We start from the raw sequence: 23,425 nt of genomic DNA on the forward strand, positions 1-23,425 counted from the left end.
TTCGGTCGTGGTGCCGCCGCGGCGCAATGGTTGGGGCGAAGCCGTGATGCGGTGGCCTTCCCGTCTCTTCGCCGATTCGGGACTGCTCCGCAGGCGGGGCGCCGCATTGCTGCTGGCGCTCGCCATCGAGCTGCTGCTGGTGCTGCTCCTGCTCTTCTTCGTGCCGCCGGTGCCGGGCCGCAAGGAGAGCGGGCGCACCACCGTATTCGGGGTCGAGGCGTCGAAGGGCGAGGACAGTCCCGACAAGAAGCCGGCCGAGAAGCAGCAGCAGAAAAAGGCCGCGAAGGCGCAGCGTGCCGAGGCGCAGACCCAGCCGCCGCCGCCGGTGCCCGTGCCGGTCGAGACCCCGGTGCCGGTGGGGCCGCCGACCTTCCTCAAGCTCAGCCGCAACGATTATCAGCAGGGCGATATCGCCAGGATGCCGTCGCGCGGGCCGACGCGCAGCCAGGACAGCGAGGTCGCCGATAGCGGCGGTGCGCGGGCGGACGATAGTCCGATAGTCGGCACGGCCCCCAATGGCGAGCCGCTCTATGCGCCAGGCGGATGGGTCCGAAAGCCTACCAATGCCGAAATCGAGCCCTATCGGCCGCGCCGGGCCAAGAACGGTACTGGCACGATCGCGTGCCGCACGGCGCCACGAAACCGGCTTGTCGATTGCCAGATCCTTGGTGAGTCGCCTCGCGGATCGGGCTTCGGTTACGCGGCGCAGCAGGCATCCTGGCAATTCCTGATGCGGCCGCCGCGCCTGGGCGGCAAGGAGCAGATCGGCGTTTGGGTGACCGTCACCGGCGAATATACGACTACCGAGAAATGACACCGGGCTTGCGGGGAGCCGCCGGGCGCGGCTAGGCCCCTGCCATGACGATCGGACAAGAGAGACTGGAGCGCCGGATGGCGCGGGGACGCGACTTTCTGGGCAGCGAGGTCGCGATCATGTGCGGCGCGATGTCATGGGTGAGCGAGCGCAACCTCGTCGCCGCAATGTCGAATGCCGGCGGCTTCGGCCTGATCGCCTGCGGCGCGATGACGCCCGAGCTGCTCGACGCGGAGATCGCCGGCACCAAGGCGCTCACCGCGAAGCCCTTCGGCGTCAACCTGATCACCATGCACCCGCAGCTGTTCGACCTGATCGAGGTCTGCAACCGGCATGGCGTCGGTCATGTCGTCCTGGCTGGCGGGCTGCCGCCGGCGGGCTCGCTCGACGCGATCAAGGCCAATGGCGCGAAGCTGATCTGCTTCGCCCCGGCGCTCAGCCTCGCCAAGAAGCTGATCCGCTCGGGCGTCGACGCGCTGGTGGTGGAGGGCATGGAGGCCGGCGGCCATATCGGCCCGGTCTCGACCAGCGTGCTCGCGCAGGAGATCCTGCCCGAAGTGGCGGAGGCGGTGCCCGTGTTCGTCGCCGGCGGCATCGGCCGGGGCGAGGCGATCGCGGGCTATCTCGACATGGGCGCGGCCGGCGTCCAGCTCGGCACCCGCTTCGTCTGCGCGACCGAAAGCATCGCGCATGCGAACTTCAAGAAGGCCTTCATCCGCGCCTCGGCGCGCGACGCCACCGCCAGCGTGCAGATCGATCCGCGCCTGCCGGTGATCCCGGTGCGCGCGCTCAAGAATGCCGGCGGCGAGCTGTTCACCGCCAAGCAGCGCGAAGTCGCCCAGCTGCTCGACGAGGGCAAGGTGGCAATGGCCGAGGCGCAGCTCCAGATCGAGCATTACTGGGCCGGGGCGCTGCGCCGCGCGGTGATCGACGGCGATGTCGAGCATGGCAGCGTGATGGCCGGCCAGTCGGTCGGCATGGTGACGAAGGAAGAGCCGGTGGCGGACATCATCGCGACGCTGATGGTCGAAGCCGCCCATGCGCTGGAGAAGCGCGCGGCCTGAGGCTTGCCGAGCGCCGGGCGGGGAACACCCGGCGCTGGTGCCAGGCCGAGGACCCATGTTGCTTCAACCGTCACCCCGGCCCTGTGCCGGGGTGACGAAGAAGGAACCGCTGAGTCCCCAAAAGCTAGCGAGGCTCCTTGTAGAGCTGGTACAGCTCCTTCACGCATTGCCAGGCGGAGATCGCCGCGACCACGATCACTGCGATCTCGAGGCTCTTGTCGAGGCTCTGCTGGATCTTCGCGACCTTGGCCGCATCGGCGCCGGCAACGATCACGATCCGCTCCGCTGCATGCAACACCGCGGCGATGGCGAGCGTGCCGGCGGTGCTGGCGAGGATCAGGAGCGCGCGCAGCGGCTTCCAGGCCGGCCGCAGGAATCGGACCAGGCTCAGCAGGATCCGCGCCCAGACCAGGGCCACCACCGGCCAGTAGAGCGTTGCCCAGATCGGCGCGGCGGTAATCGCCATCCCGTCGTCGTGCGGGAAGAAGGGGATGGTGAAGGCGCCCGCCCACCAGGCAAGAAAGCCGATGCCGAAGGCGATCTCGAACACCGGCTCCCAGCGCTTGCGCGGCGGCAGGTCGAGGCGGAGCTTGCCGAGGTCGGGCAGTTCCTCGGGCTTCCAGCGGGCGAGATAGGTGTCGAGCCAGCCGGCCTGCTCGATGGCCGCGAAGGCCAGGGTGATCAGCGCGCCGATGGTCAGCAGCGTGTTCGCGGCGTCGCCGAGCCCCTGGGACAGCGCCTGGAAGAAGGGCTCGCCGCTCACCGCGATCCGCCCGGCGGTCTTCACCGCCTCGATCACCGCGAAGAGCGCCAGCATGATCCGCAGCGCGAACCAGTAGAAGGGGAAGAGCTCCGCGCCGATCAGCACCTGCCGGTCGTGATAGCGGCCGGCGACGGTGAGCGGGTGGCCGAATTCCCTGAGGATCTGGCTCACCTCGCCCTTGTCGAGCGGGCGGCCGAGCGCTTCCTCACGATCCTCGATGCGGGCGGCGATCAGGTCGGCCAGTTCGGCGATGATGTCGCCGGCCTTGGCCGAGGGCAGGTTCCAGCGCACCGCGCCGAGATAGCGTTCGATGAGGTCCATCACTTTTCTCCCTCGGTCAGGCGCAGGATCGATTCCGAGATCGCGTTCCATTCGGCGAGAAGCTGGCCGAGCACGTGCAGGCCGTCGGGCGTGAGGCGGTAGAAGCGCTTGTTGCGCCTCGCTTCCTCGCGCCATTCGCTGGTGAGCAGCCCCTGTGCCTCCAGCCGGCGGAGCAGCGGATAGAGCGCGCCTTCGTCGATCGGCAGCCCCGCTTCCTCCAGGCTGGTGCGCAGCGTGTAGCCATAGCGTTCCTCGCGCAGCGCGCCGAGCACCGCCAGCACCAGCGATCCGCGCCGCAGCTCGACGCGCAGTTTCTCGAACAGGTCTTCCTCGACCGGCATCGTCCTGTGCCTCATATCGTGTATGACACACACTGTGTAGCATACAGTATATGGGGCCGCAAGCTCCCCCCGGGATCGTTTCGCCGGCGTTCGCGATTCGCGGCGGGCCGCCGGTGGCGGCGCACACTTGTTTCGCCTGCGCATGGCGCGCGCGATCACAATCTGTTAGCGCGCATCCATGCCCGTTTCCGCAGCCGCCTCGGCCCGTGAGATACTGACGCGCCTCCACGACGTGATGGCGTCGCGCAACCCGGCGCAGTCGAAGCTCAATTCGGTGGTCAACATCATCGGCGAGGCGCTGTCGAGCGAGGTCTGCTCGATCTATCTGCTGCGCGAGGGGCTGCTCGAGCTGTTCGCGACGCGCGGCCTCGCGCAGGAGGCGGTGCACGTCACCAAGCTCGCGCTGGGCGAGGGCCTGGTCGGCACGATCGCCCAGAATGTCGAGACGCTGAACCTCGACGAAGCCGAGCTGCACCCCGCCTTCGCCTATCGCCCCGAAACGGGCGAAGAGGCGTTCCACAGCTTTGCCGGCGTGCCGATCATCCGGCGCGAGCGGGCCGTGGGGGTGCTCGCCGTGCAGCATGCCGAATCGCGCCGCTACGAGAGCGAGGAGATCGAGGCGCTGCAGACCGTGGCGATGGTGCTGTCCGAGCTGATCGCCAATGCCGATCTGATCGACCCGGCGAGCGGCGGCGGTTCCACCCGGCTCCAGTCGACCGCGCCCGAGCTCGGCCATGGCTTCAAGCTGGTCGACGGCATGGCCGCCGGCGTGGCGGTGTTCCACCAGCCGCGCATCGTGATCGAGCACACCGTCGCCGAGGATACTGAGGCGGAGCGCCACCGCGTCTATGCCGCGTTCGACAAGATGCGCGAGCAGATCGACCGCATGGCCAGCCAGGCGGAGTTCGGCGGCGGCGGCGAGCAGGACGAGATCCTCGCGACCTACAAGATGTTCGCCTATGACGAGGGCTGGTCGCGCCGGATCAACGAGGCGATCGATTCGGGCCTCACCGCCGAGGCGGCGATCGAGCGCGTCCAGCAGCGCACCCGCCAGCGCATGCGCGAGATCGACGATCCGCTACTGCGCGACCGGATGCACGATCTGGAGGATCTCTCCAACCGGCTGCTCCGCATCGTCTCGGGCCAGCTCGGCACCGCGGCGCAGATGGGGCTGCGGCAGGATTCGATCCTGATCGCGCGCAATCTCGGCCCGGCGGAGCTGCTCGAATATGATCGCCGGCGCCTGAAGGGCGTGGTGCTGGAGGAAGGCTCGCTCACCGCGCACGTCACCATCGTCGCGCGCGCCATGGGCGTGCCGGTGCTGGGGCGGGTCCGCAACATCCGCCAGATGATCGCCGAGGGCGACATGCTGCTGCTCGACACGAGCGAGGAGAGCCTGTTCGTCCGCCCCACCCAGGCGATGCAGGAAGCGTTCGAGGCCAAGCTCGAGCTGAGCCAGAAGCGCCGCGCCGCGTTCGCGCAGATGCGCGGCGTCGCGCCGGTGACGACCGACGGCCACCGCGTGACGGTGATGGTCAATGCCGGCCTGCGCGACGACATGGCCGCGCTGGATCTTACCGGCGCCGACGGCATCGGCCTGTTCCGCACCGAGTTCCAGTTCCTCGTCTCGGCCACGCTGCCCCAGCGCGAGATGCAGCGCCGCCTCTACAAGGATGTGCTCGACGCGGCGGGGGACCGCCCCGTTACCTTCCGCACCGTCGATATCGGCGGCGACAAGGCGTTGCCCTATCTCAACCATGACGAGGATGGCGAGGAAGAGAATCCCGCGATGGGCTGGCGGGCGCTGCGTCTCGCGCTCGATCGCGACGGGTTGATGAAGGCGCAGGCGCGCGCGCTGATCGAGGCCGGTGCCGGCCGCACGCTCAACATCATGTTCCCGATGGTCTCGGAGCCATGGGAGTTCGACGCGGCGCGCGAGCTGTTCGAGGCGCAGCGCACCTGGCTGGCCGCGCGCGGGCGCAAGATGCCGACCGAGATCCGCTATGGCGCGATGCTCGAGGTGCCGGCGCTGGCGGAGGTGCTCGACCTGCTGCTGCCGCGGCTCGATTTCCTGTCGATCGGCACCAACGACCTCACCCAGTTCCTCTTCGCCGCCGATCGCGCGCATCCCAAGCTGGCGTTGCGCTATGACTGGCTGAGCCCGTCGATCCTGCGATTCCTCAAGCGCGTGGCGGACCAGTGCCGGGCGGGCGGCGTGCCGGTGGGCGTCTGCGGCGAGATGGGCGGGCGGCCCCTGGAGGCGCTGGCGCTGGTCGGGCTCGGCATCGATCGCCTGTCGATCACCCCCGCCGCAGTGGGGCCGATCAAGGCGATGGTCCGTTCGATCGATCGGGCCGCGCTGATGACGGCGATGGCCCGGATGCTGGCCGATCCGGGCAGCTCGCTGCGCGACCAGCTGGAGGCATGGGCGAGCGAACATTCCGTCGAACTGGCCTGAACTGCGGGCAAAATCACCTTGGCCGGCGTTGACAGGCGCGGCTTGGTGAACGACAGCTTCAGCCGTCGGCGGGAGCAACGGGCGCAACCCTTCCGCCCGGAGAGTATGGATGGAAGGCGAAGCCGCCGAAGACCCGACCCTGTTTCCCGCCAGCGTGGGCGAGAAGCTGCGTGCCGCGCGCGAGGCGCAGGGCCTCGATCTTCCCGAGATCGCCGCGCGTACCCGCATTCCGCAGCGCCATCTCGAGGCGATCGAGAAGGGCAATTATGCCGGGCTTCCGTCGATCACCTATGCGCTGGGATTCGCCAAGGCCTATGCCCGCGCGGTCGGTGCCGACGAAGTGATGATCGCGCGCGAGCTGCGCACCGAGCTGCACCGCAATCCCGAGCGCGCGGCGCCCGTTCCCGCCTATGAGACGAGCGATCCGGCGCGCGTGCCGCCGCGCGGGATCGTCATCTTCGGGGTCGTCCTGGCGCTGCTGCTCGTGGTCGGCGGAGTGCTCTATTACGGCACCGGCCTGTTCCGCGGCAGTGCTCCGGCGCCCGAGACGCTGGCGACCGAGGAGCCGCAGGCGAACCTGGCCGACAATGCCAGCATCGCCAATGCAACCGCGCCGGTGGCGGCCAGCGGCGGCCAGGTCTCGCTGATCGCGCTCGACACTGTCTGGATTCGCGTCACCGACGCCAAGGGCGCCAAGCTCGTCGAGAAGGAGCTCGCGCCCGGCGAGCGTTACGATGTGCCGGCCGATGCCGATCATCCGCGCATCCGCACCGGCGGGCCCGAGAAGATCCAGGTGACGCTCAACGGCTCGAACGTCGATCCGCTCGGCCGCGCCGGCACGACGGTGGATGTCGAGGTGAGCGCCGATGCGCTGCGCGCCCGCGGCCAGCCGGGCGTTTCGCCGACGCCGGCTGCCGCCGCGACGACCACCGCGACGCCGGCTGCGCGCCGCGAGCGTCCGGCCGCGCGCCTCTCGACGGCGACTCCGGCGCCGACGCCTGCCGAGCCGGCTGCGACGAGCACTGGCAACAGCGCGCCGTAAGGACTGGCGAGGCGGGCGGCCTCCCGGCTATAGCGGACCAATTCTCCATGTCTGACCTGCACCGGGGGGTGTGATCGATGCGTTTTCTTCTTGCCGCCACCGCAATGGCCGTCGTCTTCGGCGCCGGCACCGCCCAGGCCCAGGATTCGGCGCTGTCCGGCCGCGTCGACCGGCTCGAGCGCGAGATGCGCGCCGTGCAGCGCAAGGTGTTCCCGGGCGGCGCCGGCCAGACGGTGGAACCGCAGATCACGCCCGAGACCAGCACGAGCGTGCCTGGCACGCCGTCGGGCACACCGCTGATCGACCTGACCCAGCGCGTCACCGCGATCGAGGAGCAGCTGCGCACGCTCACCGGCCAGGTCGAGCAGGGCCAGTACCGCCTGCGCCAGCTCGAGGACGCCTTCGCCGCCTACAAGCGCGGCAATGATGCGCGCATCAAGGGGATCGAGGACCGCGCGACCGCCAATGCGGCGCTGGGCGGCGAGGACACGACGGTGCCGGCCGATACCGCCGGCGCCACGATCCGCCCGCCGGCGGGCGGCACGCGCCCGACCACGCCGCCTCCGGCCGCGGGCACCACGCCGGCCGCGCCCAAGCCCGGCGGCACGCGCGCCCAGCAGGTCGCGGCGATCGAGAAGCCCAATACGGGCGATCCCGCCGAGGACGGCTATGCCTATGGCTTCCGCCTGTGGCAGGCCAAGCTCTATCCCGAGGCCCGCCGCGAGCTCGAAGCGGTGGCGACCAAATATCCGACGCATCGCCGCGCCAGCTATGCGCAGAACCTGCTCGGCCGCGCCTATCTCGACAGCGGCGCGCCCAGCCTGGCGGCGGTGGCCTTTTACGAGAATTACAAGAAGAATCCCAAGGGCGAGCGCGCGCCCGACAGCCTCTATTATCTGGCCCAGGCGCTCATCAAGCTGAAGAAGCCCGCCGCCGAGGTCTGCAAGGTCTATACCGAGCTCGACCAGCTTTACGGCGACAAGCTCTCGATCGAGATGAAGACCGGCGTGGCGGAGGGCCGTGCAAGCCAGAAGTGCAAGTGACCGGCCGACGCCCGACCGGGAGAAGGTCGAGCGTTTCCGCCGCGATTGCGAGGCGCTGACCGGCGGCGCTCCGGATGCGGGGCGCGCGCTGGCCCTGGCCGTCTCGGGCGGCCCGGACAGCCTGGGACTGCTCCTTCTCGCCCATGCGGCCTTTCCCGGCGCGGTGATCGCGGCGACCGTCGATCACGGCCTGCGCCCCGAAGCGGCGGAGGAAGCCGGGTTCGTCCGGCAGCTGTGCAATCGGCTCGGCCTGCCGCACGAGACGCTCGGCGGAACCGTGCCGGCCGCCGGCAACCTGCAGCAGGGCGCGCGGGCGCTGCGCTACAAGCTGCTCGCCGATTGGGCGGCGGGCCGGGCCGCGTGGCTCGCGACCGCGCACCAGCAGGACGATGTCGCCGAGACCTTCCTGATGCGGGCCCGGCGCGGCGCCGGGGTGGGCGGGCTTGCCGCGATGGCGGCGGCCCGGCCGCTTGGCCGGGTCATGCTGATCCGGCCGCTGCTCCACTGGACCCGGGCGGAACTTGAGTCAGTGGTCGTGGACGCGGGAATCGCGCCGGTGCGCGACCCCTCCAACGCCGATCCGCGCTTCGACCGCGCCCGCATCCGCGCCTTGCTGGCGCAAATGGGGGAGCTGCCCGCCGATCGCCTTGCCGCCGCGGCGCGCAATCTGCGCGATGCCGAGGACGCGCTGGCCTGGCTCGCCGATCGCGAATGGCAGGCGCGGGCGGTGGTCGACGGCGGCGCGGTCGCGCTCGATCCCGCCGGTCTGCCCCGGGAGATCCGCCGCCGTTTCGCCGAGCGCGCGGTGGCGACCGTCCGCGCCGCGCACGGCCTGGGCCCCGAGTGGCGGGAGACCGGGCTCGAGCCCCTGCTCGCCGCGCTGGATGCGGGAGGCACCGGTACGATTGCGGAAGTGATCGCCCGGGCCGGGGCTGCTATCTGGCATTTCGCGCTGGCGCCACCGCGTCGATCACACTGATCGACGCTGTTCCATTGCCATTAACTTGGCCGTGCCTATCTTGGGCAGCGGAAAGGTACCGAATCCGCATGAGCGACAACGACAAGCAGCAGGGCCCCGACAATGGGGGCGGCAACCCCTGGATGAAGAGCCTGTTGATATGGGTGGGCATCCTGGCGGCGCTCGCCCTGTTCGTGACGATCTTCGACAAGAACAATGCCCCCGCGCCCGGCGATGCCGTGGCCTATTCCGATTTCATGGCCAAGGTGAACAACGGCGAAGTGAAGTCGGTGAACATCTCGCGCGCCACCGGCGTGGTCAGCGGCGAGCTGTCGAACGGCGGCAAGTTCCGCACGAACGCGCCCGAGGATCCCGCGATGATCGGGACGCTCCTCGCGAAGAACGTGAAGGTCTCGGCCCGCGCCGAGGAGGGGCCGAACATCTGGATCTACCTCCTCTACCAGTCGCTGCCGTTCCTGCTGATGCTCGGCATCGCCTTTTTCGTGATCCGCCAGATGCAGAAGGGCTCGGGCTCGGGCGCGATGGGCTTCGGCAAGTCGCGCGCGCGCCTGCTCACCCAGAAGGAAGGCAAGGTCACTTTCGACGACGTGGCCGGCATCGACGAGGCGCGCGAGGAGCTGCAGGAGATCGTCGAGTTCCTCAAGGACCCGACCAAGTTCGCCCGCCTGGGCGGCAAGATTCCCAAGGGCGCGCTGCTGGTCGGCTCGCCCGGCACCGGCAAGACGCTGCTCGCCCGCGCCATCGCGGGTGAGGCGGGCGTGCCCTTCTTTACCATTTCGGGCTCGGACTTCGTCGAGATGTTCGTCGGCGTCGGCGCGTCCCGTGTCAGGGACATGTTCGAGCAGGCCAAGAAGTCGGCCCCCTGCATCGTCTTCATCGACGAGATCGACGCCGTCGGCCGTTCGCGCGGCGCCGGCCTCGGCAACCAGAATGACGAGCGCGAGCAGACGCTCAACCAGCTGCTCGTCGAGATGGACGGCTTCGAGGCCAATGAGGGCATCATCATCATCGCGGCGACCAACCGCCCCGATGTGCTCGATCCCGCGCTGCTGCGCCCGGGCCGCTTCGACCGCCAGGTCCAGGTGCCGCGTCCCGATATCGAAGGCCGGGTGAAGATCCTCCAGGTCCATATGAAGAAGGTGCCGCTGGCGCCGGACGTCGAGCCGCGCGTCATCGCGCGCGGCACGCCGGGCTTTTCGGGTGCCGATCTTGCCAATCTGGTCAACGAGGCTGCGCTGCTCGCTGCTCGCCGCGGCAAGCGGCTGGTGGCGGCGCAGGAGTTCGACGACGCGCGCGACAAGGTGCTGATGGGCGCCGAGCGCCGCTCGATGGTGATGACCGACGACGAGAAGCGGATGACCGCCTATCACGAGGCCGGCCATGCCCTGGTCTTCGCGCACGAGCCGACGGCCGACCCGATCCACAAGGCAACGATCATCCCGCGCGGCTTCGCGCTGGGCATGGTCCAGCCGCTGCCGGAGCGGGACAGCTACAGCTATCACCGTGACAAGATGCACGCGGATATCGCCGTGGCATTTGGCGGCCGCATCGCCGAGGAGCTGATCTTCGGCTATGACAAGGTCTCGTCGGGCGCCTCGAACGATATCATGCAGGCGACGCGGCTTGCCCGCGCGATGGTCACCAAATGGGGCCTGTCGGACAATGTCGGCCCGCTCGACTTCTCGGAGAGCGACGAATCCTACGGCTATGCGATCTCCCGCGCCAAGCCGATGTCGGACGAGACGGCGCGACTGATCGACAGCGAAGTGAAGGCGTTCGTCGAGCGCGGCCTTGCCCGCGCCCGCCAGCTCCTCACCGATCATATCGATCAGCTTCACACCATCGCCCAGGCGCTGCTCGAATATGAGACGCTGACCGGCGAAGAGATCAAGCGATTGATCGCGGGCGAGGATCTGGGCCGTGAGGATCCGGGCGCCGCCGCGCGGCCGGCGGCGGTAGCGGGGACTTCGATTCCCAAGATTCGCAAGCCCAAGGGCCCGTTCGGCCAGCCGGCACCGCAGGGCGCCTGAGGCGGGGCTCCAGTTCCAAAGGAAAGGGCCTTCCCGGTCGTCCGGGGAGGCCCTTTTTCTTCGCCGCCATCTTCCTGGATCGTAATCCCGCCCGGGATTCCGGCCCGGCGATTTCGCAACCCGCCTGGTGGACCCGGGCACGAGGCCGGAGTGACCGGAGAAAGGTCGCTACGCGCTCGTCCGGCCTGAACCTCGGTACGGCCTGGGAGCAAAAGCTGGAAGGCTTTGATTTCTTTCGTCCTCCCCGCCTGCACGGGATGACGGTGTCCGTTGACTGAGGCGGGACCCCAGGCCGCCCGCTCCGCCTATCCGAACAGCCCCAGCGCCACCAGGATCAGCACGAAGATCGTCAGGATCCAGCTGATGAAGAAGGTCAGCACCCAGGCGCGCATGATCGCGGAGAACCAGTTCAGCTGATAGGCCTGTTGCAGCTGCCGGGTCACATGGACGAACGGTATCGCCAGCGCCGCCACGGCCAGCCAGCCGCCGCCCAGCCCGATCGCGGCGACGATCGCCACCACGATATAGAAGAGCGACATGAAGGTGATCGAATAGGTGACGAACACCGCATGGTCGTAGAGCTTGTACTGGCGCTTCCAGAAGAACAGCGCCCATAGGAACGGCACCGAGAGCGGGATCAGCAGCCAGGAGAATTTGTAGCTGGCCGACTGGAGTTTGTACATCATCAGCGCCGGGTTCTTCTGCCACTTCTCGATGCCGTGATCGAGTGCGTGCCAGCCGGTATGGGCCTCCGCCATGGCCATGTCGACATTGCCGCCGCCTAGCGACCTGGCTGCCTTGTCGAGCCCGGCCAGGCTTTGCTGCGCATCGGCGATGCGCTCGCGATACTCGGCCTTCTCCTCCTCGTCGCTGGCCGCGGCGAGCTTTCGTTGCGCCTTGTCGAGCTTCGCCTGCGCATCCTTGCGCGCATAGTCGATCGCGACGAAGGGCTTCATGTTGCCGGCATTGAGCTCGGTCGGCGCCGAGATTCCCACCCAGGAGAAGACCGCGAACATCGCGAAGACCGAGAAGAGGAAGATCGCCATGGGCGAGACGAAGCGGGCGCGCTCGCCGGCGATGTAGCGCCGCGTCAGCTCGCCCGGCCGCCAGGCGAGCATCGGCAGGGTGCGCCACAGCTTGCCTTCGAAATGGAAGACGCCGTGCAGGATGTCGTGCCCGATCGCCGAAAGCGAGCGATGGATATGCCCCGCCTGGCCGCAGCCGTGGCAATGCGATCCGATCAGCGCCGTTCCGCAATTGAGGCACAGCCCATGTGCCGCATCATGACCTGCGCCATGCCCTTCGCCCGCCTGCGGCTCCACCGCACGGCCGAGCAATGCCCCCGTCGCCAGTTCCCCGGCTGCTTCGATTCCCCCCGACATGGCGCCCGACCTATCAGCTTGATCTTGCACGTGCTAGGCGCAAGCGCAGCATGACCGACACCGCAGCCCAGATCGCCCAGATGGCCCAACGCGCCCGCCGCGCCGCAGTGCAGCTCGCCGCCATGCCGACCCCGGCCAAGGCCGCCGCGCTGCGCGCCGCCGCCGCCGCGATCCGCGCCGACATGCAGGCGATCCAGGCCGCGAATGCCGAGGACATGGCCGCCGCCGAAGCCAATGGCCTGTCGGGCGCGCTGCTCGATCGCCTGAAGCTCGATGCCGGGCGGATCGAAGCCATGGCCGCCGGCGTCGAGGCCGTGGCCGGGCTCGCCGATCCGGTCGGCGACGTGATCGACCGGGTCGAGCGGCCCAACGGCCTGGTGCTCACGCGCGTCCGCGTGCCGATCGGCGTGATCGGCATCATCTATGAGAGCCGGCCCAACGTCACCGCCGATGCCGGCGCGCTCTGCGCCATGGCGGGCAATGCCGCGATCCTGCGTGGCGGCTCGGAGGCGATCCGCTCGAACCGCGCCGTCCATGCCGCGCTCGCCCGCGGCCTGGCGGAGGGGGGCATGCCCGAGGATGCGGTGCAGCTCGTTCCCGTCACCGATCGCGCCGCGGTCGGCGCGATGCTCACCGCCGAGGGAGCGATCGACATGATCGTGCCGCGCGGCGGCAAGAGCCTGGTCGCCCGGGTCCAGGCGGAGGCGCGCGTCCCCGTGCTGGCTCATCTCGACGGGCTCAATCACACCTATATCGACGGTGCCGCCGATCCCGCGATGGCGCGCGATCTCGCGCGCAACGCCAAGATGCGCCGCACCGGCATCTGCGGCGCGACCGAGACGCTGCTGATCGACCGCGGTTTCGCCGATCCGCGGCCGGTGCTGGCCGCACTGGCCGATGCCGGCTGCGAGCTGCGCGGCGATGCCGAGATCCGGGCGCTCGAGCCGCGCGCGGTCGCCGCCGATGCCGAGGATTGGGACACCGAATATCTCGATTCGATCCTGTCGGTGAAGCTGGTCGACGGCGTGGACGCGGCGATGGCGCACATCGCCGCGCACGGCTCGCACCACACCGATGCGATCGTCACCGCCGACGCGGCCATTGCCGAGCGCTTCCTGGCGCAGGTCGACAGCGCGATCGTGATGTGGAACGCCTCCACCCAGTTCGCCGATGGCGGCGAGTTCGGGCTGGGTGCCGAGATCGGCATCTCCACCGGCCGTCTCCACGCCCGCGGACCGGTAGCGCTCGAAGGGCTGACGACCTATAAATGGGTGGTGCGCGGCACGGGCCAGGCGCGGCCTTGAACTCTTGAATACGAATGTATACAATAGTGACATGAGCAAATCCGCCGTCGTTACCGCGCGTCTCGATCACGAGACGCTGGACCTTGTCGACAAGGTTGCGGCCGCGCAGGGTCGAACCCGTGCCGATTTCGCTGCCGAGGCGATCCGGCGCGTTGCGGAGAGCGAAGCCGACTTCATGGCCTTTGTGCAGGTGGGGATCGATGCCGCCGAGCGCGATGAAGTCGTGCCGCATGCCGAAGTCATGGCGGAACTCGAGCAGATGATCGAAAAGCACCGGGCTCGATGCCGGCCCTGATCTGGACGGTACCTGCACGGGATGACATTCGCAGGATTGAAGCCTGGCTCGATGAGAATGCCACGCCTGGTTCCGCCGTCGCGACGCTGACGGCGATCTATCGTCGCGCCGCATTTCTCGCGAATTTTCCCCGGTCGGGACGCCCGTTGAAGAATGGTCTGCGGGTTCTGCGCGTCCTCGATACGCCGCACGTGATCCTGTACCGCGCGACGGAAGCGGCAGTGCAGGTTCTGCGCGTGCATCATGAGCGCGAAGACTGGCTGGTCGAGCCATGAAGCGCATCGGCCTGCTCGGCGGCTCGTTCAACCCGGCGCATCTCGGCCATCGCAAGCTCTCGCTCCACGCGATCCGGGCGCTGGGGCTGGACGAGGTGTGGTGGCTCGTCTCGCCGGGCAATCCGCTGAAGGACAAGGCCGGCATGGCGCCGTTCAAGGCGCGCATGGCCTCGGCCCGGCGCATGGCGCGGCATGCGCCGATCCGCGTGTCGGACATCGAGAAGCGGATCAAGACGCGCTACACCGCCGACACCGTCCGCAAGCTGCCCCGGCTGTTCCCGCAGCATCGCTTCATCTGGCTGATGGGCGCGGACAATCTCGCCCAGTTCCACAAATGGGAGCGCTGGCGCGACATTGCCGAGCAGGTTCCGATTGCGGTGATCGCGCGTCCGGGGTATGATCGCGATGCCCATGCAAGTCCTGCAATGGGTTGGCTGCGGCGCGCTGTGTGGCCCGCAGGCCAGGCGAAGAACTGGACGCGTTGGAGATTGCCGGCCCTCGTGCTGTTGCGCTTCCGCCCCGATCCGACTTCGGCGACGAGCCTTCGGGCCGCCGATCCCGCCTGGCACCGGCGTTTTTCCGCGTCGTCTCCACAACAAGCGCGCACAGACAAGTTGCAACCCTAGGAGGCCCCTTGGCCACATCGCCCAATGTTCTGCGTTCGCCCGATGCCGCTGGTGGCACCGAGGCGCTGCATCAGCTCGTGATGGCGTCGCTCGACGACGATCAGGCGGTCGAGACAGTCTCGATCCCGCTCGCCGGCAAGAGCAGCATCGCCGATTATATGGTCGTGGCATCCGGCCGTTCGACACGCCAGGTCGCGTCGATGGCGGTGAAGCTCGCCGACAAGATCAAGGCCGAGTTCGGCCGCACCCCGCGCGTGGAGGGCCTGCCCACCGCCGACTGGGTGCTGATCGACGCGGGCGACGTGATCGTCCACCTGTTCCGCCCCGAGGTGCGCAGCTTCTACAATCTCGAGCGGATGTGGTCGTTCGGCGAAGCCGGCCAGGCGTGATTCGCTAGAAAGGGGGCGGCACGGGCGATGCAGCTCCATATCGTCGCGCGCGGGAAGATCGGCCGCAGCCCGGAGGCGGAGCTGGTCGATCGCTATCTCCGGCGCATCCAATGGCCGAGCAAGGTGACCGAGCTGCCCGATACGGGCGGCAAGGTTCCCGAGCTTTCGGGCAGCACCCGGATCGTGATGCTCGACGAGACCGGCGAGAACCTGCCCTCGCGGGTGCTTGCCGAGCGGCTGGGCGCCTGGCGCGACGACGGGGTGCGCGAGGCGCGCTTCCTGATCGGCGCGGCGGACGGGTTCGAGGATGCCGATCGCGCCCAGGCCGATCTGCTGCTCAGCTTCGGCCGTGCCACCTGGCCGCACATGCTGGCGCGTGCGATGCTCGCCGAGCAGCTGTGGCGCGCCACTTCCATCCTTGCCAACCACCCCTATCATCGCGAAGGCTGAGCCGGTGCTCCGCCCGCTGATCCTCGGCGCCAGCCTGCTGGCGATCCTCGCCACCGGCAGCTTCGCCGCGGCGCAGGCGCCGAGCCTCGGCGAGCAGCAGGGCCGCCTGCGCGAGGCCACTGCCCAGAGCCGTGCGGCGCAGGCGCGCAGCGCGCAGCTCGAGCGCCAGGCGGCGTCGGAGCGCGACCAGGCCGCGCGGGCGCGGGCGCAGGAAGCCGCCGCCGCCGAGCGAATCAAGGCCGCCGAGGCCGACATCGCCGCCGCCCGGGCGCGCATCGGCATCGTCGACCGCCAGCTCGCCGCGCAGCGCACCCGCGTCGCCGAGCGCCAGGGCCCGATCCTCCGCCTGATCGCCGCGCTCCAGTCGATGGCCCGCCGCCCGGCGGTGCTCGGCCTGGTCCAGCCCGGATCGACCGGCGACATGGTCCATGTCCGCGCCGTGCTCGGCACGGTGATGCCCGTGGTCGAGGCCCGCACGCGCGACGTACGCGCGGAGCTCGGCCATATCCGCGCGCTGCGGGCCGATGCGCTCGCCGCGGTCGAGAGCTTCCGCGCGGCGCGCCGGCGGATCGAGGACGAGCGGGTCGCCCTGGTCCGGCTCGAGGCCGATCACCGCGCCCGTTCCGCCCGGCTCGCCTCGAGCGCGCTGGTCGAATCGGACCGCGCCATTGCGCTGGGCGAGCGCGCCCGCGAGATCGTCGACCAGATGGAGACGGCGGGCCAGGCCGCCGGGATCCAGGCCGATCTCGCCGCGCTTCCCGGCCCGCTGCCACGCCCCGGCAGCGCCGTCGCGGCGCCGTCGCGCAGGGCCGGCCCCCCCTATGTCCTGCCCGTCGCCGGCGCGGTCGTCACCGGCATGGGCGAGCTTTCCGCCACCGGGGTGCGCGCCCGCGGCGTAACGCTCGCCTGCGCGGCCGGCAGCGATGCCGTGGCTCCCGCGGCCGGGCGCATCCTCTTCGCCGGCCCGTTCCGCGACTATGGCGGCGTGGTGATCATCGACCATGGCAATGGTTGGACCAGCTCGGTCACCGGGCTGGGCGGCACCAGCGTCCGCGTCGGCGAGCATGTGATGCAGGGCGCGCGCATCGGCCGGGCCCCTGGCGGCGAGGCGCCGCGCGTCACGGTGGAGCTGCGCCGGCGCGGCGAGCCCATGGACCTTGCGCGCCTGCTCGGCTGATTGTGCCGTGCATTTGCCGCGATCCCGTCCTAGATTGATCCTCGAACGCGTTTCCGGAAAGTAACTATGCTTCGTTCGTTCCTTCAGGTCACCGCCGCGGTCGGCGCGCTGGCGCTCGTTCCCATTGCCTCGGGCGCCATGGCCGGCGTGGACACTTCGAGCTTCAAGGAGCTCGACACCTTCATGGAAGTCTACAGCCAGGTGAAGGCGAACTATGTCGACAAGGTGGACGACAAGACGCTGATGAAGGGCGCGATCCAGGGCATGCTGGCGGCGCTCGATCCGCACAGCAGCTATGCCGACGGGCTCGATTTCGACAATCTGAAGATCCAGACCGACGGCAATTATGGCGGCCTCGGTCTCACCGTGACCCAGGAGGACGGGGCGGTGAAGGTGGTGGCGCCGACCGAGGACACGCCGGCCGCGCGCGCGGGCATGAAATCGGGCGATTTCATCACGCATATCGACGGCAAGTTCATCGTCGGCGGCAGCCTGGACGATGCGATCCAGCAGATGCGCGGCAAGCCGGGCACCAGCGTCACGCTCACCGTGATCCGCCCGGGCGCGGACAAGCCGCTCACCTTCACCATGAAGCGCGAGATCATCGTGCAGCGGCCGGTGAAGTGGGACGTCAAGGACGGCGTCGGCATCCTCAACATCAACACCTTCACGGCCCAGACCGGGGCGGACACGATCAAGGCGATCCAGGAGATCGACAAGAAGCTGGGCCACAAGCCGCTGGGCTATATCGTCGACCTGCGCCAGAATGGCGGCGGCCTGCTCAGCCAGGCGATCGAAGTGTCCGACATATTCCTGACGCATGGCGAGATCGTCTCGCAGCGTGGCCGCGAGAAGGCCGATATCGAGCGCTGGTATGCCGATGTGAGCGAGCCGGGCATCGTCGCGGTCCCGGGCGACCTTGCCCAGGGGCTGCCGGTGGTCGTGCTGATCGACGCGGGCACCGCCTCGGCCTCGGAGATCGTCGCCGGCGCGCTGCAGGACCATCACCGCGCGCTCGTCATGGGCGTGCGCAGCTTCGGCAAGGGCTCGGTCCAGTCGATCCTGCCGATGGGCCCGCGCGCCGCGCTGCGCCTCACCACGGCGCGCTATTATACGCCATCGGGCCGCTCGGTGCAGGAAGGCGGCATCAAGCCCGACCTGCTCGTGCCCCAGCTCACCGATCCCGACTACAAGACCCGCCCCTCGATCCGCGAGGCGGATCTGCGCGCGCACCTGATCAACAACGACAAGGTCGACGATTCGGTGCTCGAGGACGATCAGCGCGCCGATCCGCGCTTCGCCAAGACGGCGGAGCAGCTGAAGAAGGAGGGCATCGACGACTTCCAGCTGCATTATGCGCTGCAGACCATTTCCCGCCTCGAACCCAAGACCCAGGTCGCCGCGACACGGAGCAAGTAAGCCATGCGTAACGACGGCCTCCGCATCGCGCGCTGGATCGCGCTCCTCCTTCCCCTCGCGCTGGTGGGCGGCGCGCATCTCTCCGAGCTGTTCGGCCTGGTGCCGTGCGAGATGTGCTGGTGGCAGCGCTGGCCGCATTATGCCGCGATCCTGGTCGCGCTCCCGGCCTTTTTCGTGCGCGGCCGGCCGCTGCAGATGACGATCGTCCTGCTCGCCGCCACCCTGATCGCGGTGAGCGGCGGCATCGGCGTCTTCCATGCCGGCGTCGAGTATAAATGGTGGGAGGGCATTACCGCCTGCACCGCCCAGGTGCATGGCGACAATCCGATGGACATGCTGAACGATGCGCTGCGCCGGCCGCTGATCCGCTGCGACGTGCCGCAATGGACGTTGTTCGGGATCAGCCTGGCCGGCTTCAACGCGATCCTCTCGCTCGGCGGTGCCGCGGCCATCTTCCTGCTTGCCGCTCGCAAGGGCGCCCGCGCATGAGCTGGAAGCCCGGCGATCGGCGCGAGGGGCTGGCCTCGATGGTCCGCGTCGACCAGGCGGGCGAATATGGCGCGACGCGCATCTATGCCGGCCAGCTCGCGGTGATGGGCGATCGCACGCCGATGGCGCGGATGATCGCCGGCATGGCGAGCCAGGAGGAACGTCACCGCGCCTTTTTCGACGCGATGATCGCGCGCCGCGGCGTGCGCCCGACCGCGCTCCAGCCCTTCTGGAACGTCGCCGGCTTCGCCCTGGGCGCCGCCACTGCGGCGATGGGCCCCGAAGCGGCGATGGCTTGCACCGCCGCGATCGAGACCGAGATCGACCTCCATTACCAGCAGCAGCTCGAGGAGATCGGCGATAGCGATCCCGAGCTCGCCCAAGCCGTGGCGCAGTTCCGCGACGAGGAACTCGAGCATCGCGATACCGCGCTCGCGCACGGCGCGGAGCATGCCCCGGCCTATCCGCTGCTGTCCGGGCTGATCCGTGCCGGCTGCCGCGCTGCCATTGCGATATCGAAACGGATATAAAGGCCCCATTCAGCCGTTTTGGACCAGGCACGGCACAGCAGGAGTAAGCCGATGTTGAACCGGATCATGATCGCAGGCGCGCTCGCCGCCCTTCCGATGCTGGCGCCCGTTGCCGCGCATGCCCAGAACGCGGCGCAGAACGGCGTGCTGGTGATCTATGGCAAGGACAAGTGCCCGACCAACTCGAACGGCGAGGAGATCGTGGTCTGCAAGCGCCTCGACGAGCGCGAGCGCTATCGCATCCCGTCGAACCTGCGCGAACAGGCCGGCCCGCCGCAGAAGACCGAGAGCTGGGCGGTGCGTTCGCAGGACGCGCTCACCTCGGGCGATTTCGGCACCGGCAGCTGCTCGACCACCGGGGCCGGCGGCGGCACCGGCTGCTTCGTGCGGAAGGCGACCATTGCCCGCGCCGAGGTTCGGGCGCGCAAGAAGGCCGAAGAGAATCTGCCGCTGCCTTGAGCTGATTCCGCTCCCGCGCCCGCGCCACGAGAGCCTGGGAGGGGAGCCGCGCCAACCGGAGGGCCCCCTCCCACATCACCGCTCCTGGCGGCGCGCGCCTTTCCGGTGCGCTCGCCCGGGGAGAGCGGCTTCTGCCTGGCGCGCCGGCGGGAGTGTCACCCATTCGGGCGGCGCGCGGCGCACGCAATCGGCGATGAGCCACAGCATCACCAGCGCGCGCGCCGCCGCGGCGCCGGCAACGTCCAGCGTGTTCGCCGCCGGCCAGGCGCCGTCCATGCCGGCCAGGAACCAGAACTCGGCGAAATAGGCGAAGATCCCGGTCGCCGCGAACAGCGCCACCGGCCATAGCCGCGGCGCGGTCATCACCAGCATCGGCCACAGCCACAGGTCGAACTGGGGCGAATAGACCTTGTTGGTGAGCATGAACCAGGCGAGCAGCGGCGTCGACAGCAGCCAGAGCCGCGCATGGTGGCGCCGCCAGCCCAGGCCGATGATGGCGGCCCCGCCGATCGCGAAGGCAAGGGCGGCCAGGAGGTTCTTGCCCGGCGTGCCGAGCTGCAGGATGCCGAGATTGCCGAGCACGTCCCAGGTCCCGGCAACCGTGCCGCCGCGCGCCTGCGAGAAGCGGTAGAATTCGCTCCAGTTCGCCGGCGCGAGCAAGGCGACCGGCAGGTTCACCGCCAGCCAGGCTCCGATCGCGGCGAGCTTCACCCAGCCGGCGCGCACCACCCGCTGCCACCAGCCGCGGCCCTGCCCGAGAAACGCCGAGAGGGCGAACAGGGGCAGCATCACGATCGGAAACAGCTTGGCGGCCACGCCCAGCCCGGCCGCGGCCCCCGCGCGGATCAGCCGGCCCTCGCGGGCCAGCAGCATCGCCCACACCGCCAGCGTGACGGCGATCATGTCCCAGTTATGCCCGACATAGAGGATGAGCGGCGGCGCGGCGGCCCACCACCAGAGCCGTCGCCGGTCCATCCCGGCCCGCCGGAACATCCAGAGGATCAGGAAGGCGAGGGCGATGTTCACTGCCGTCACCACGCCCAGGAACTTGGCGTCATTGGCCTCGCGCCCGAAGATCAGATGCGTCGCCGCGCCTTCGATCCAGATCGCCGCGCCGGTCAGCACCGGATATTCGATCGGGGTCTGGAGATAGGGGATGCTGCCCTTGTCCACCGCGCGCGCCGTCCAGAAGGGTACCGCGTCGCTGTAGCAGCCGGTGAGATATTGTTCGGAATCGGTCCAGCCGCCCGGCATGCAATGCTGCTTGAAGCCGAAGCCGAGCAGGCAGGTGACCGCCAATACGGCCAGCAATGCGCGGAAATGCCGGTCGATCCTCAATCGCATCGCGCGCTCCAGAATTTCCGCCCCCAGATGTGCTCGGGGAGGAAGCGATTGTTTTCGCTCGCCTCCTTCCACAACCCGCTGGACACCGCAACATCTGGAACATAAAGCGAACGAATGTCGCAGCTCGATCTCCGCGCGAAGCTCGCCATCCTCGCCGATGCCGCCAAATATGATGCCAGCTGCGCCTCGTCGGGCACGACCAGGCGCAATTCGGCGGCGGGCAGGGGGCTCGGCTCGACCGAGGGCATGGGCATCTGCCACGCCTATGCGCCGGATGGACGCTGCATCTCGCTGCTCAAGATCCTGCTGACCAACAGCTGCATCTTCGACTGCCACTATTGCATCAACCGCAAGAGCTCGAACGTCCGCCGCGCCCGCTTCACGCCGGAGGAGGTGGTCGACCTCACGCTCGGCTTCTACCGGCGCAACTATATCGAGGGGCTGTTCCTTTCCTCCGGCATCATTCGTTCGAGCGACTATACGATGGAGCAGATCGTCCGCGTCGCGCGGCTGCTGCGCGAGGTGCATGACTTTCGCGGCTATATCCATCTGAAGACGATTCCCGATGCCGATCCGGAGCTGGTGCGCCAGGCCGGGCTCCATGCCGATCGGGTCTCGATCAATGTCGAGCTGCCGACGGTGGCGGGGCTGGCGCGGCTGGCGCCCGAAAAGTCGGCGCCCCGGATCGAAGGCGCGATGCGGGACGTCCGTGCCGCGATCGAGGACGGCGCCGATGCCGGCCGGCGCTACAAGGCCGCGCCGAAATTCGCGCCCGCCGGCCAGTCGACCCAGATGATCGTCGGTGCCGATGCCGCCACCGATGGGGACATCATCGCGCGCGCGGCCGGGCTCTACGACCGGTTCCAGCTGCGGCGCGTCTATTATTCGGCGTTCAGCCCGATTCCCGATGCCAGCGCCGTGCTGCCGCTCCGGCGCCCGCCGCTGATGCGCGAGCATCGGCTCTACCAGTCCGACTGGCTGATGCGCTTCTACGGCTATGCGCCGCGCGAAGTGGCCGAGGCGGCGGATCCCGTCACCGGCATGCTCCCGCTCGACATCGATCCCAAGCTCGCCTGGGCGTTGAAGTTCCGCGCGCATTTCCCCGTGGACGTCAACCGCGCCCCGCGCGCGGCGCTGCTCCGGGTGCCGGGGCTCGGCGTCAAGGCGATCGACGCGATCCTCGCCGCGCGCCGCTGGCGCCGGCTGCGCCTGGCCGATATCGCCCGGCTGACGGCTTCGCTCGCCAAGGTCCGCCCGTTCCTGATCGCCGAGGACTGGCGCCCGGTCGCGCTGGCCGATCGCGCCGACCTGCATGCGCTGGTCGCGCCAAGGCACGCGCAGCTCGAACTGTTCGGCGCCTGAACGCGCGGCTAGGCTCGCCGGCATGAAGCTGCTCGTCGCGCTGCTCGCCTTGCTCGGTGGCCCCGGCCAGCCCGCCGAGCGTCCCGGCTATGCCGCCGGGCAGGTCTGGGAATATCGCACGCGCCCGGTCGAGCCGCGGTCGCTGCTCAAGATCCAGGCGATCGAGGCGGATCCGCGCGGCGATCCGATCTACCATGTCAGCCTGGTCGACCTCGCCATAGCCGGCGGCGAGGTGCAGCACCTGCCGGTATCGCGGCGGACCCTTGACGCGAGCGTGACCCGGCTTGCCGCGCGCCAGCCGGATTTCCCCGATCCCGCCGCGGGCATCGCGACGTGGCGCGAGGCGCGGGGCGGCGTCTTCACCATTTCGATCGCCGGGATCGTCGACATGCTCGACGCGTCGCTCCGCGAGGGGCAAGCGGAGCATCGCTAGGGGAACCCGGGATCGCCTCCCATATCATTGTATACAAAGGAGTTTCTCTATCTTCGCCGATCATGATCGGCAGCGCGACTTGCTCGCGCGCCGAAGCCGGTCCGCCGGGGAATTCGCGCGAATAGCCTAGTCGGCGATCGGCACGAGCAGCCCGCGCTTGCCCACGCCCAGCGCGACATTGGTGGTGAAGCGGCGCACATTCGGATTGTCCGCCATCAGCCGGCTCATCAGCGCGTCATAGGCGCCGACATCGGGTGCGACGACGACCAGCACGAAATCGGCGGTGCCCGTGACGTAATAGACCTGCTGGACCTGCTCCTCCGCGGCCAGCCATTGGCGCAGCCGGGCGATCAGCTCGGGGCGCTCGCGCTCGATCTCCAGCGCTGCCAGGAAGAAATTGGGCTTCCCCACCTTGAGCGGATCGACCACGGCGATCTCGCCCAGGATCACGCCCGTCGCGCGCAGCCGCTTGAGCCGCCGCTGCACCGCCGATGCCGAAAGCCCGACCTGTCCGGCCAGGGCTTCGGCGGTCTGCGCCGCGTCGCGCTGGACCAGGGCGAGGAGCCTGCGGTCGAAGGGGTCGAGATCGGATCGGGCCATCGGCCGCACCCTAGCGTGCAAATGCGCCGAAATCCG

25 protein-coding genes are annotated in these 23,425 nt (G+C 69.1%); 20 read left to right on the plus strand and 5 right to left on the minus strand.

Features of this window, described 5'->3' with window-relative positions:
• Nucleotides 1-46: 46 nt before the first annotated feature.
• The gene (locus tag OMP43_RS00770; protein WP_280277567.1) at nucleotides 47-814 is read left to right on the plus strand and encodes a hypothetical protein; all 768 of its coding nucleotides are present in this window, start codon (nucleotides 47-49) and stop codon (nucleotides 812-814) included.
• 77 nt (nucleotides 815-891) lie between these two features.
• Nucleotides 892-1,878, plus strand: coding sequence for a nitronate monooxygenase (locus OMP43_RS00775; protein WP_280277568.1), 987 nt, complete (start codon nucleotides 892-894; stop codon nucleotides 1,876-1,878).
• Nucleotides 1,879-2,002: 124 nt separating this feature from the next.
• Here OMP43_RS00775 and OMP43_RS00780 read toward each other — a convergent pair whose 3' ends face one another.
• Both OMP43_RS00780 and OMP43_RS00785 read right to left on the minus strand, forming a co-directional pair.
• Nucleotides 2,003-2,962: a hypothetical protein gene (locus OMP43_RS00780; RefSeq protein WP_280277569.1), complete on the minus strand. Its 960-nt coding sequence runs from the start codon at nucleotides 2,960-2,962 to the stop codon at nucleotides 2,003-2,005.
• On the minus strand, nucleotides 2,962-3,303 hold the full coding sequence (locus OMP43_RS00785) for a PadR family transcriptional regulator (RefSeq protein ID WP_280277570.1): 342 nt from the start codon (nucleotides 3,301-3,303) through the stop codon (nucleotides 2,962-2,964). Before OMP43_RS00785 ends, OMP43_RS00780 begins: the two co-directional genes overlap by 1 nt.
• Nucleotides 3,304-3,481: 178 nt before the next feature.
• Between OMP43_RS00785 and ptsP the strand changes: the two genes are divergently transcribed.
• From ptsP to ftsH, 5 genes are all read left to right on the plus strand, one after another.
• A complete protein-coding gene (ptsP, locus tag OMP43_RS00790) occupies nucleotides 3,482-5,761 on the plus strand; it encodes a phosphoenolpyruvate--protein phosphotransferase (RefSeq protein ID WP_280277571.1) in 2,280 nt (759 codons plus the stop codon).
• Nucleotides 5,762-5,870: 109 nt separating this feature from the next.
• On the plus strand, nucleotides 5,871-6,803 hold the full coding sequence (locus tag OMP43_RS00795; RefSeq protein WP_280277572.1) for a helix-turn-helix domain-containing protein: 933 nt from the start codon (nucleotides 5,871-5,873) through the stop codon (nucleotides 6,801-6,803).
• Between the two features lie 77 nt (nucleotides 6,804-6,880).
• Nucleotides 6,881-7,846: a hypothetical protein gene (locus OMP43_RS00800; RefSeq protein ID WP_280277574.1), complete on the plus strand. Its 966-nt coding sequence runs from the start codon at nucleotides 6,881-6,883 to the stop codon at nucleotides 7,844-7,846.
• A complete protein-coding gene (gene tilS, locus OMP43_RS00805) occupies nucleotides 7,824-8,825 on the plus strand; it encodes a tRNA lysidine(34) synthetase TilS (protein ID WP_280277575.1) in 1,002 nt (333 codons plus the stop codon). The genes OMP43_RS00800 and tilS overlap by 23 nt, the downstream gene beginning before the upstream one ends.
• A gap of 68 nt (nucleotides 8,826-8,893) precedes the next feature.
• Complete coding sequence (gene ftsH, locus OMP43_RS00810) at nucleotides 8,894-10,855, plus strand: ATP-dependent zinc metalloprotease FtsH (RefSeq protein ID WP_280277576.1); 1,962 nt, start codon at nucleotides 8,894-8,896, stop codon at nucleotides 10,853-10,855.
• A gap of 305 nt (nucleotides 10,856-11,160) precedes the next feature.
• Here the strand turns inward: ftsH and OMP43_RS00815 are convergent, their stop codons facing one another.
• Nucleotides 11,161-12,237, minus strand: a complete 1,077-nt coding sequence (locus tag OMP43_RS00815; protein WP_280277577.1) for a DUF3667 domain-containing protein — start codon at nucleotides 12,235-12,237, stop codon at nucleotides 11,161-11,163.
• A 50-nt stretch (nucleotides 12,238-12,287) separates the two neighbouring features.
• On the opposite strand from OMP43_RS00815, the gene OMP43_RS00820 reads away from it, so the two are divergent.
• From OMP43_RS00820 to OMP43_RS00870, 11 genes are all read left to right on the plus strand, one after another.
• The gene (locus OMP43_RS00820) at nucleotides 12,288-13,541 is read left to right on the plus strand and encodes a glutamate-5-semialdehyde dehydrogenase (protein WP_280277578.1); all 1,254 of its coding nucleotides are present in this window, start codon (nucleotides 12,288-12,290) and stop codon (nucleotides 13,539-13,541) included.
• A 31-nt stretch (nucleotides 13,542-13,572) separates the two neighbouring features.
• On the plus strand, nucleotides 13,573-13,836 hold the full coding sequence (locus OMP43_RS00825) for a ribbon-helix-helix protein, CopG family (RefSeq protein WP_086127885.1): 264 nt from the start codon (nucleotides 13,573-13,575) through the stop codon (nucleotides 13,834-13,836).
• The gene (locus tag OMP43_RS00830) at nucleotides 13,824-14,111 is read left to right on the plus strand and encodes a type II toxin-antitoxin system RelE/ParE family toxin (RefSeq protein ID WP_086127886.1); all 288 of its coding nucleotides are present in this window, start codon (nucleotides 13,824-13,826) and stop codon (nucleotides 14,109-14,111) included. The genes OMP43_RS00825 and OMP43_RS00830 overlap by 13 nt, the downstream gene beginning before the upstream one ends.
• A complete protein-coding gene (locus OMP43_RS00835) occupies nucleotides 14,108-14,737 on the plus strand; it encodes a nicotinate-nucleotide adenylyltransferase (protein ID WP_280277579.1) in 630 nt (209 codons plus the stop codon). The genes OMP43_RS00830 and OMP43_RS00835 overlap by 4 nt, the downstream gene beginning before the upstream one ends.
• Before the next feature lie 80 nt (nucleotides 14,738-14,817).
• Entirely contained in the window at nucleotides 14,818-15,126 is a 309-nt protein-coding gene (gene rsfS / locus OMP43_RS00840) for a ribosome silencing factor (RefSeq protein ID WP_137861951.1), read from the plus strand.
• A gap of 27 nt (nucleotides 15,127-15,153) precedes the next feature.
• The gene (locus OMP43_RS00845) at nucleotides 15,154-15,576 is read left to right on the plus strand and encodes a 23S rRNA (pseudouridine(1915)-N(3))-methyltransferase RlmH (protein WP_280277580.1); all 423 of its coding nucleotides are present in this window, start codon (nucleotides 15,154-15,156) and stop codon (nucleotides 15,574-15,576) included.
• A gap of 4 nt (nucleotides 15,577-15,580) precedes the next feature.
• Nucleotides 15,581-16,753, plus strand: a complete 1,173-nt coding sequence (locus tag OMP43_RS00850; protein ID WP_280277582.1) for a peptidoglycan DD-metalloendopeptidase family protein — start codon at nucleotides 15,581-15,583, stop codon at nucleotides 16,751-16,753.
• Between the two features lie 66 nt (nucleotides 16,754-16,819).
• Entirely contained in the window at nucleotides 16,820-18,172 is a 1,353-nt protein-coding gene (locus OMP43_RS00855; RefSeq protein WP_280277583.1) for a S41 family peptidase, read from the plus strand.
• Nucleotides 18,173-18,175: 3 nt separating this feature from the next.
• Nucleotides 18,176-18,661, plus strand: a complete 486-nt coding sequence (locus tag OMP43_RS00860) for a disulfide bond formation protein B (protein ID WP_280277584.1) — start codon at nucleotides 18,176-18,178, stop codon at nucleotides 18,659-18,661.
• Entirely contained in the window at nucleotides 18,658-19,191 is a 534-nt protein-coding gene (locus OMP43_RS00865; protein ID WP_280277586.1) for a demethoxyubiquinone hydroxylase family protein, read from the plus strand. Before OMP43_RS00860 ends, OMP43_RS00865 begins: the two co-directional genes overlap by 4 nt.
• A gap of 51 nt (nucleotides 19,192-19,242) precedes the next feature.
• Complete coding sequence (locus OMP43_RS00870) at nucleotides 19,243-19,650, plus strand: hypothetical protein (protein ID WP_280277587.1); 408 nt, start codon at nucleotides 19,243-19,245, stop codon at nucleotides 19,648-19,650.
• A 75-nt stretch (nucleotides 19,651-19,725) separates the two neighbouring features.
• Here the strand turns inward: OMP43_RS00870 and OMP43_RS00875 are convergent, their stop codons facing one another.
• On the minus strand, nucleotides 19,726-20,994 hold the full coding sequence (locus OMP43_RS00875; RefSeq protein ID WP_280277588.1) for a hypothetical protein: 1,269 nt from the start codon (nucleotides 20,992-20,994) through the stop codon (nucleotides 19,726-19,728).
• A 114-nt stretch (nucleotides 20,995-21,108) separates the two neighbouring features.
• Between OMP43_RS00875 and OMP43_RS00880 the strand changes: the two genes are divergently transcribed.
• Together OMP43_RS00880 and OMP43_RS00885 are read left to right on the plus strand one after the other, a co-directional pair.
• A complete protein-coding gene (locus OMP43_RS00880; protein WP_280277590.1) occupies nucleotides 21,109-22,356 on the plus strand; it encodes a putative DNA modification/repair radical SAM protein in 1,248 nt (415 codons plus the stop codon).
• Nucleotides 22,357-22,378: 22 nt separating this feature from the next.
• A complete protein-coding gene (locus OMP43_RS00885) occupies nucleotides 22,379-22,789 on the plus strand; it encodes a hypothetical protein (RefSeq protein WP_280277591.1) in 411 nt (136 codons plus the stop codon).
• 126 nt (nucleotides 22,790-22,915) lie between these two features.
• Here the strand turns inward: OMP43_RS00885 and OMP43_RS00890 are convergent, their stop codons facing one another.
• The gene (locus tag OMP43_RS00890) at nucleotides 22,916-23,389 is read right to left on the minus strand and encodes an Lrp/AsnC family transcriptional regulator (protein ID WP_280277592.1); all 474 of its coding nucleotides are present in this window, start codon (nucleotides 23,387-23,389) and stop codon (nucleotides 22,916-22,918) included.
• Between the last annotated feature and the right edge of the window lie 36 nt (nucleotides 23,390-23,425).

Source organism: Sphingomonas sp. CBMAI 2297 (genome assembly GCF_029870595.1).
Lineage (GTDB): Bacteria > Pseudomonadota > Alphaproteobacteria > Sphingomonadales > Sphingomonadaceae > Sphingomonas.

What these genes read in the sequence shown, in the direction of transcription:
- OMP43_RS00770 (WP_280277567.1), top strand. Translation starts at nt 47, where the DNA reads ATGCGGTGGCCTTCCCGTCTCTTCGCCGATTCGGGACTGCTCCGCAGG.
- OMP43_RS00830 (WP_086127886.1), top strand. Translation starts at nt 13,824, where the DNA reads ATGCCGGCCCTGATCTGGACGGTACCTGCACGGGATGACATTCGCAGG.
- OMP43_RS00785 (WP_280277570.1), bottom strand. Translation starts at nt 3,303, where the DNA reads ATGCCGGTCGAGGAAGACCTGTTCGAGAAACTGCGCGTCGAGCTGCGG.
- OMP43_RS00870 (WP_280277587.1), top strand. Translation starts at nt 19,243, where the DNA reads ATGTTGAACCGGATCATGATCGCAGGCGCGCTCGCCGCCCTTCCGATG.
- OMP43_RS00860 (WP_280277584.1), top strand. Translation starts at nt 18,176, where the DNA reads ATGCGTAACGACGGCCTCCGCATCGCGCGCTGGATCGCGCTCCTCCTT.
- OMP43_RS00800 (WP_280277574.1), top strand. Translation starts at nt 6,881, where the DNA reads ATGCGTTTTCTTCTTGCCGCCACCGCAATGGCCGTCGTCTTCGGCGCC.
- OMP43_RS00890 (WP_280277592.1), bottom strand. Translation starts at nt 23,389, where the DNA reads ATGGCCCGATCCGATCTCGACCCCTTCGACCGCAGGCTCCTCGCCCTG.
- OMP43_RS00865 (WP_280277586.1), top strand. Translation starts at nt 18,658, where the DNA reads ATGAGCTGGAAGCCCGGCGATCGGCGCGAGGGGCTGGCCTCGATGGTC.
- OMP43_RS00815 (WP_280277577.1), bottom strand. Translation starts at nt 12,237, where the DNA reads ATGTCGGGGGGAATCGAAGCAGCCGGGGAACTGGCGACGGGGGCATTG.
- OMP43_RS00775 (WP_280277568.1), top strand. Translation starts at nt 892, where the DNA reads ATGGCGCGGGGACGCGACTTTCTGGGCAGCGAGGTCGCGATCATGTGC.
- OMP43_RS00780 (WP_280277569.1), bottom strand. Translation starts at nt 2,962, where the DNA reads ATGGACCTCATCGAACGCTATCTCGGCGCGGTGCGCTGGAACCTGCCC.
- OMP43_RS00795 (WP_280277572.1), top strand. Translation starts at nt 5,871, where the DNA reads ATGGAAGGCGAAGCCGCCGAAGACCCGACCCTGTTTCCCGCCAGCGTG.
- OMP43_RS00825 (WP_086127885.1), top strand. Translation starts at nt 13,573, where the DNA reads ATGAGCAAATCCGCCGTCGTTACCGCGCGTCTCGATCACGAGACGCTG.
- OMP43_RS00855 (WP_280277583.1), top strand. Translation starts at nt 16,820, where the DNA reads ATGCTTCGTTCGTTCCTTCAGGTCACCGCCGCGGTCGGCGCGCTGGCG.
- OMP43_RS00885 (WP_280277591.1), top strand. Translation starts at nt 22,379, where the DNA reads ATGAAGCTGCTCGTCGCGCTGCTCGCCTTGCTCGGTGGCCCCGGCCAG.
- OMP43_RS00875 (WP_280277588.1), bottom strand. Translation starts at nt 20,994, where the DNA reads ATGCGATTGAGGATCGACCGGCATTTCCGCGCATTGCTGGCCGTATTG.
- ptsP (WP_280277571.1), top strand. Translation starts at nt 3,482, where the DNA reads ATGCCCGTTTCCGCAGCCGCCTCGGCCCGTGAGATACTGACGCGCCTC.
- ftsH (WP_280277576.1), top strand. Translation starts at nt 8,894, where the DNA reads ATGAGCGACAACGACAAGCAGCAGGGCCCCGACAATGGGGGCGGCAAC.
- OMP43_RS00845 (WP_280277580.1), top strand. Translation starts at nt 15,154, where the DNA reads ATGCAGCTCCATATCGTCGCGCGCGGGAAGATCGGCCGCAGCCCGGAG.
- OMP43_RS00820 (WP_280277578.1), top strand. Translation starts at nt 12,288, where the DNA reads ATGACCGACACCGCAGCCCAGATCGCCCAGATGGCCCAACGCGCCCGC.
- OMP43_RS00835 (WP_280277579.1), top strand. Translation starts at nt 14,108, where the DNA reads ATGAAGCGCATCGGCCTGCTCGGCGGCTCGTTCAACCCGGCGCATCTC.
- OMP43_RS00880 (WP_280277590.1), top strand. Translation starts at nt 21,109, where the DNA reads ATGTCGCAGCTCGATCTCCGCGCGAAGCTCGCCATCCTCGCCGATGCC.
- rsfS (WP_137861951.1), top strand. Translation starts at nt 14,818, where the DNA reads ATGGCGTCGCTCGACGACGATCAGGCGGTCGAGACAGTCTCGATCCCG.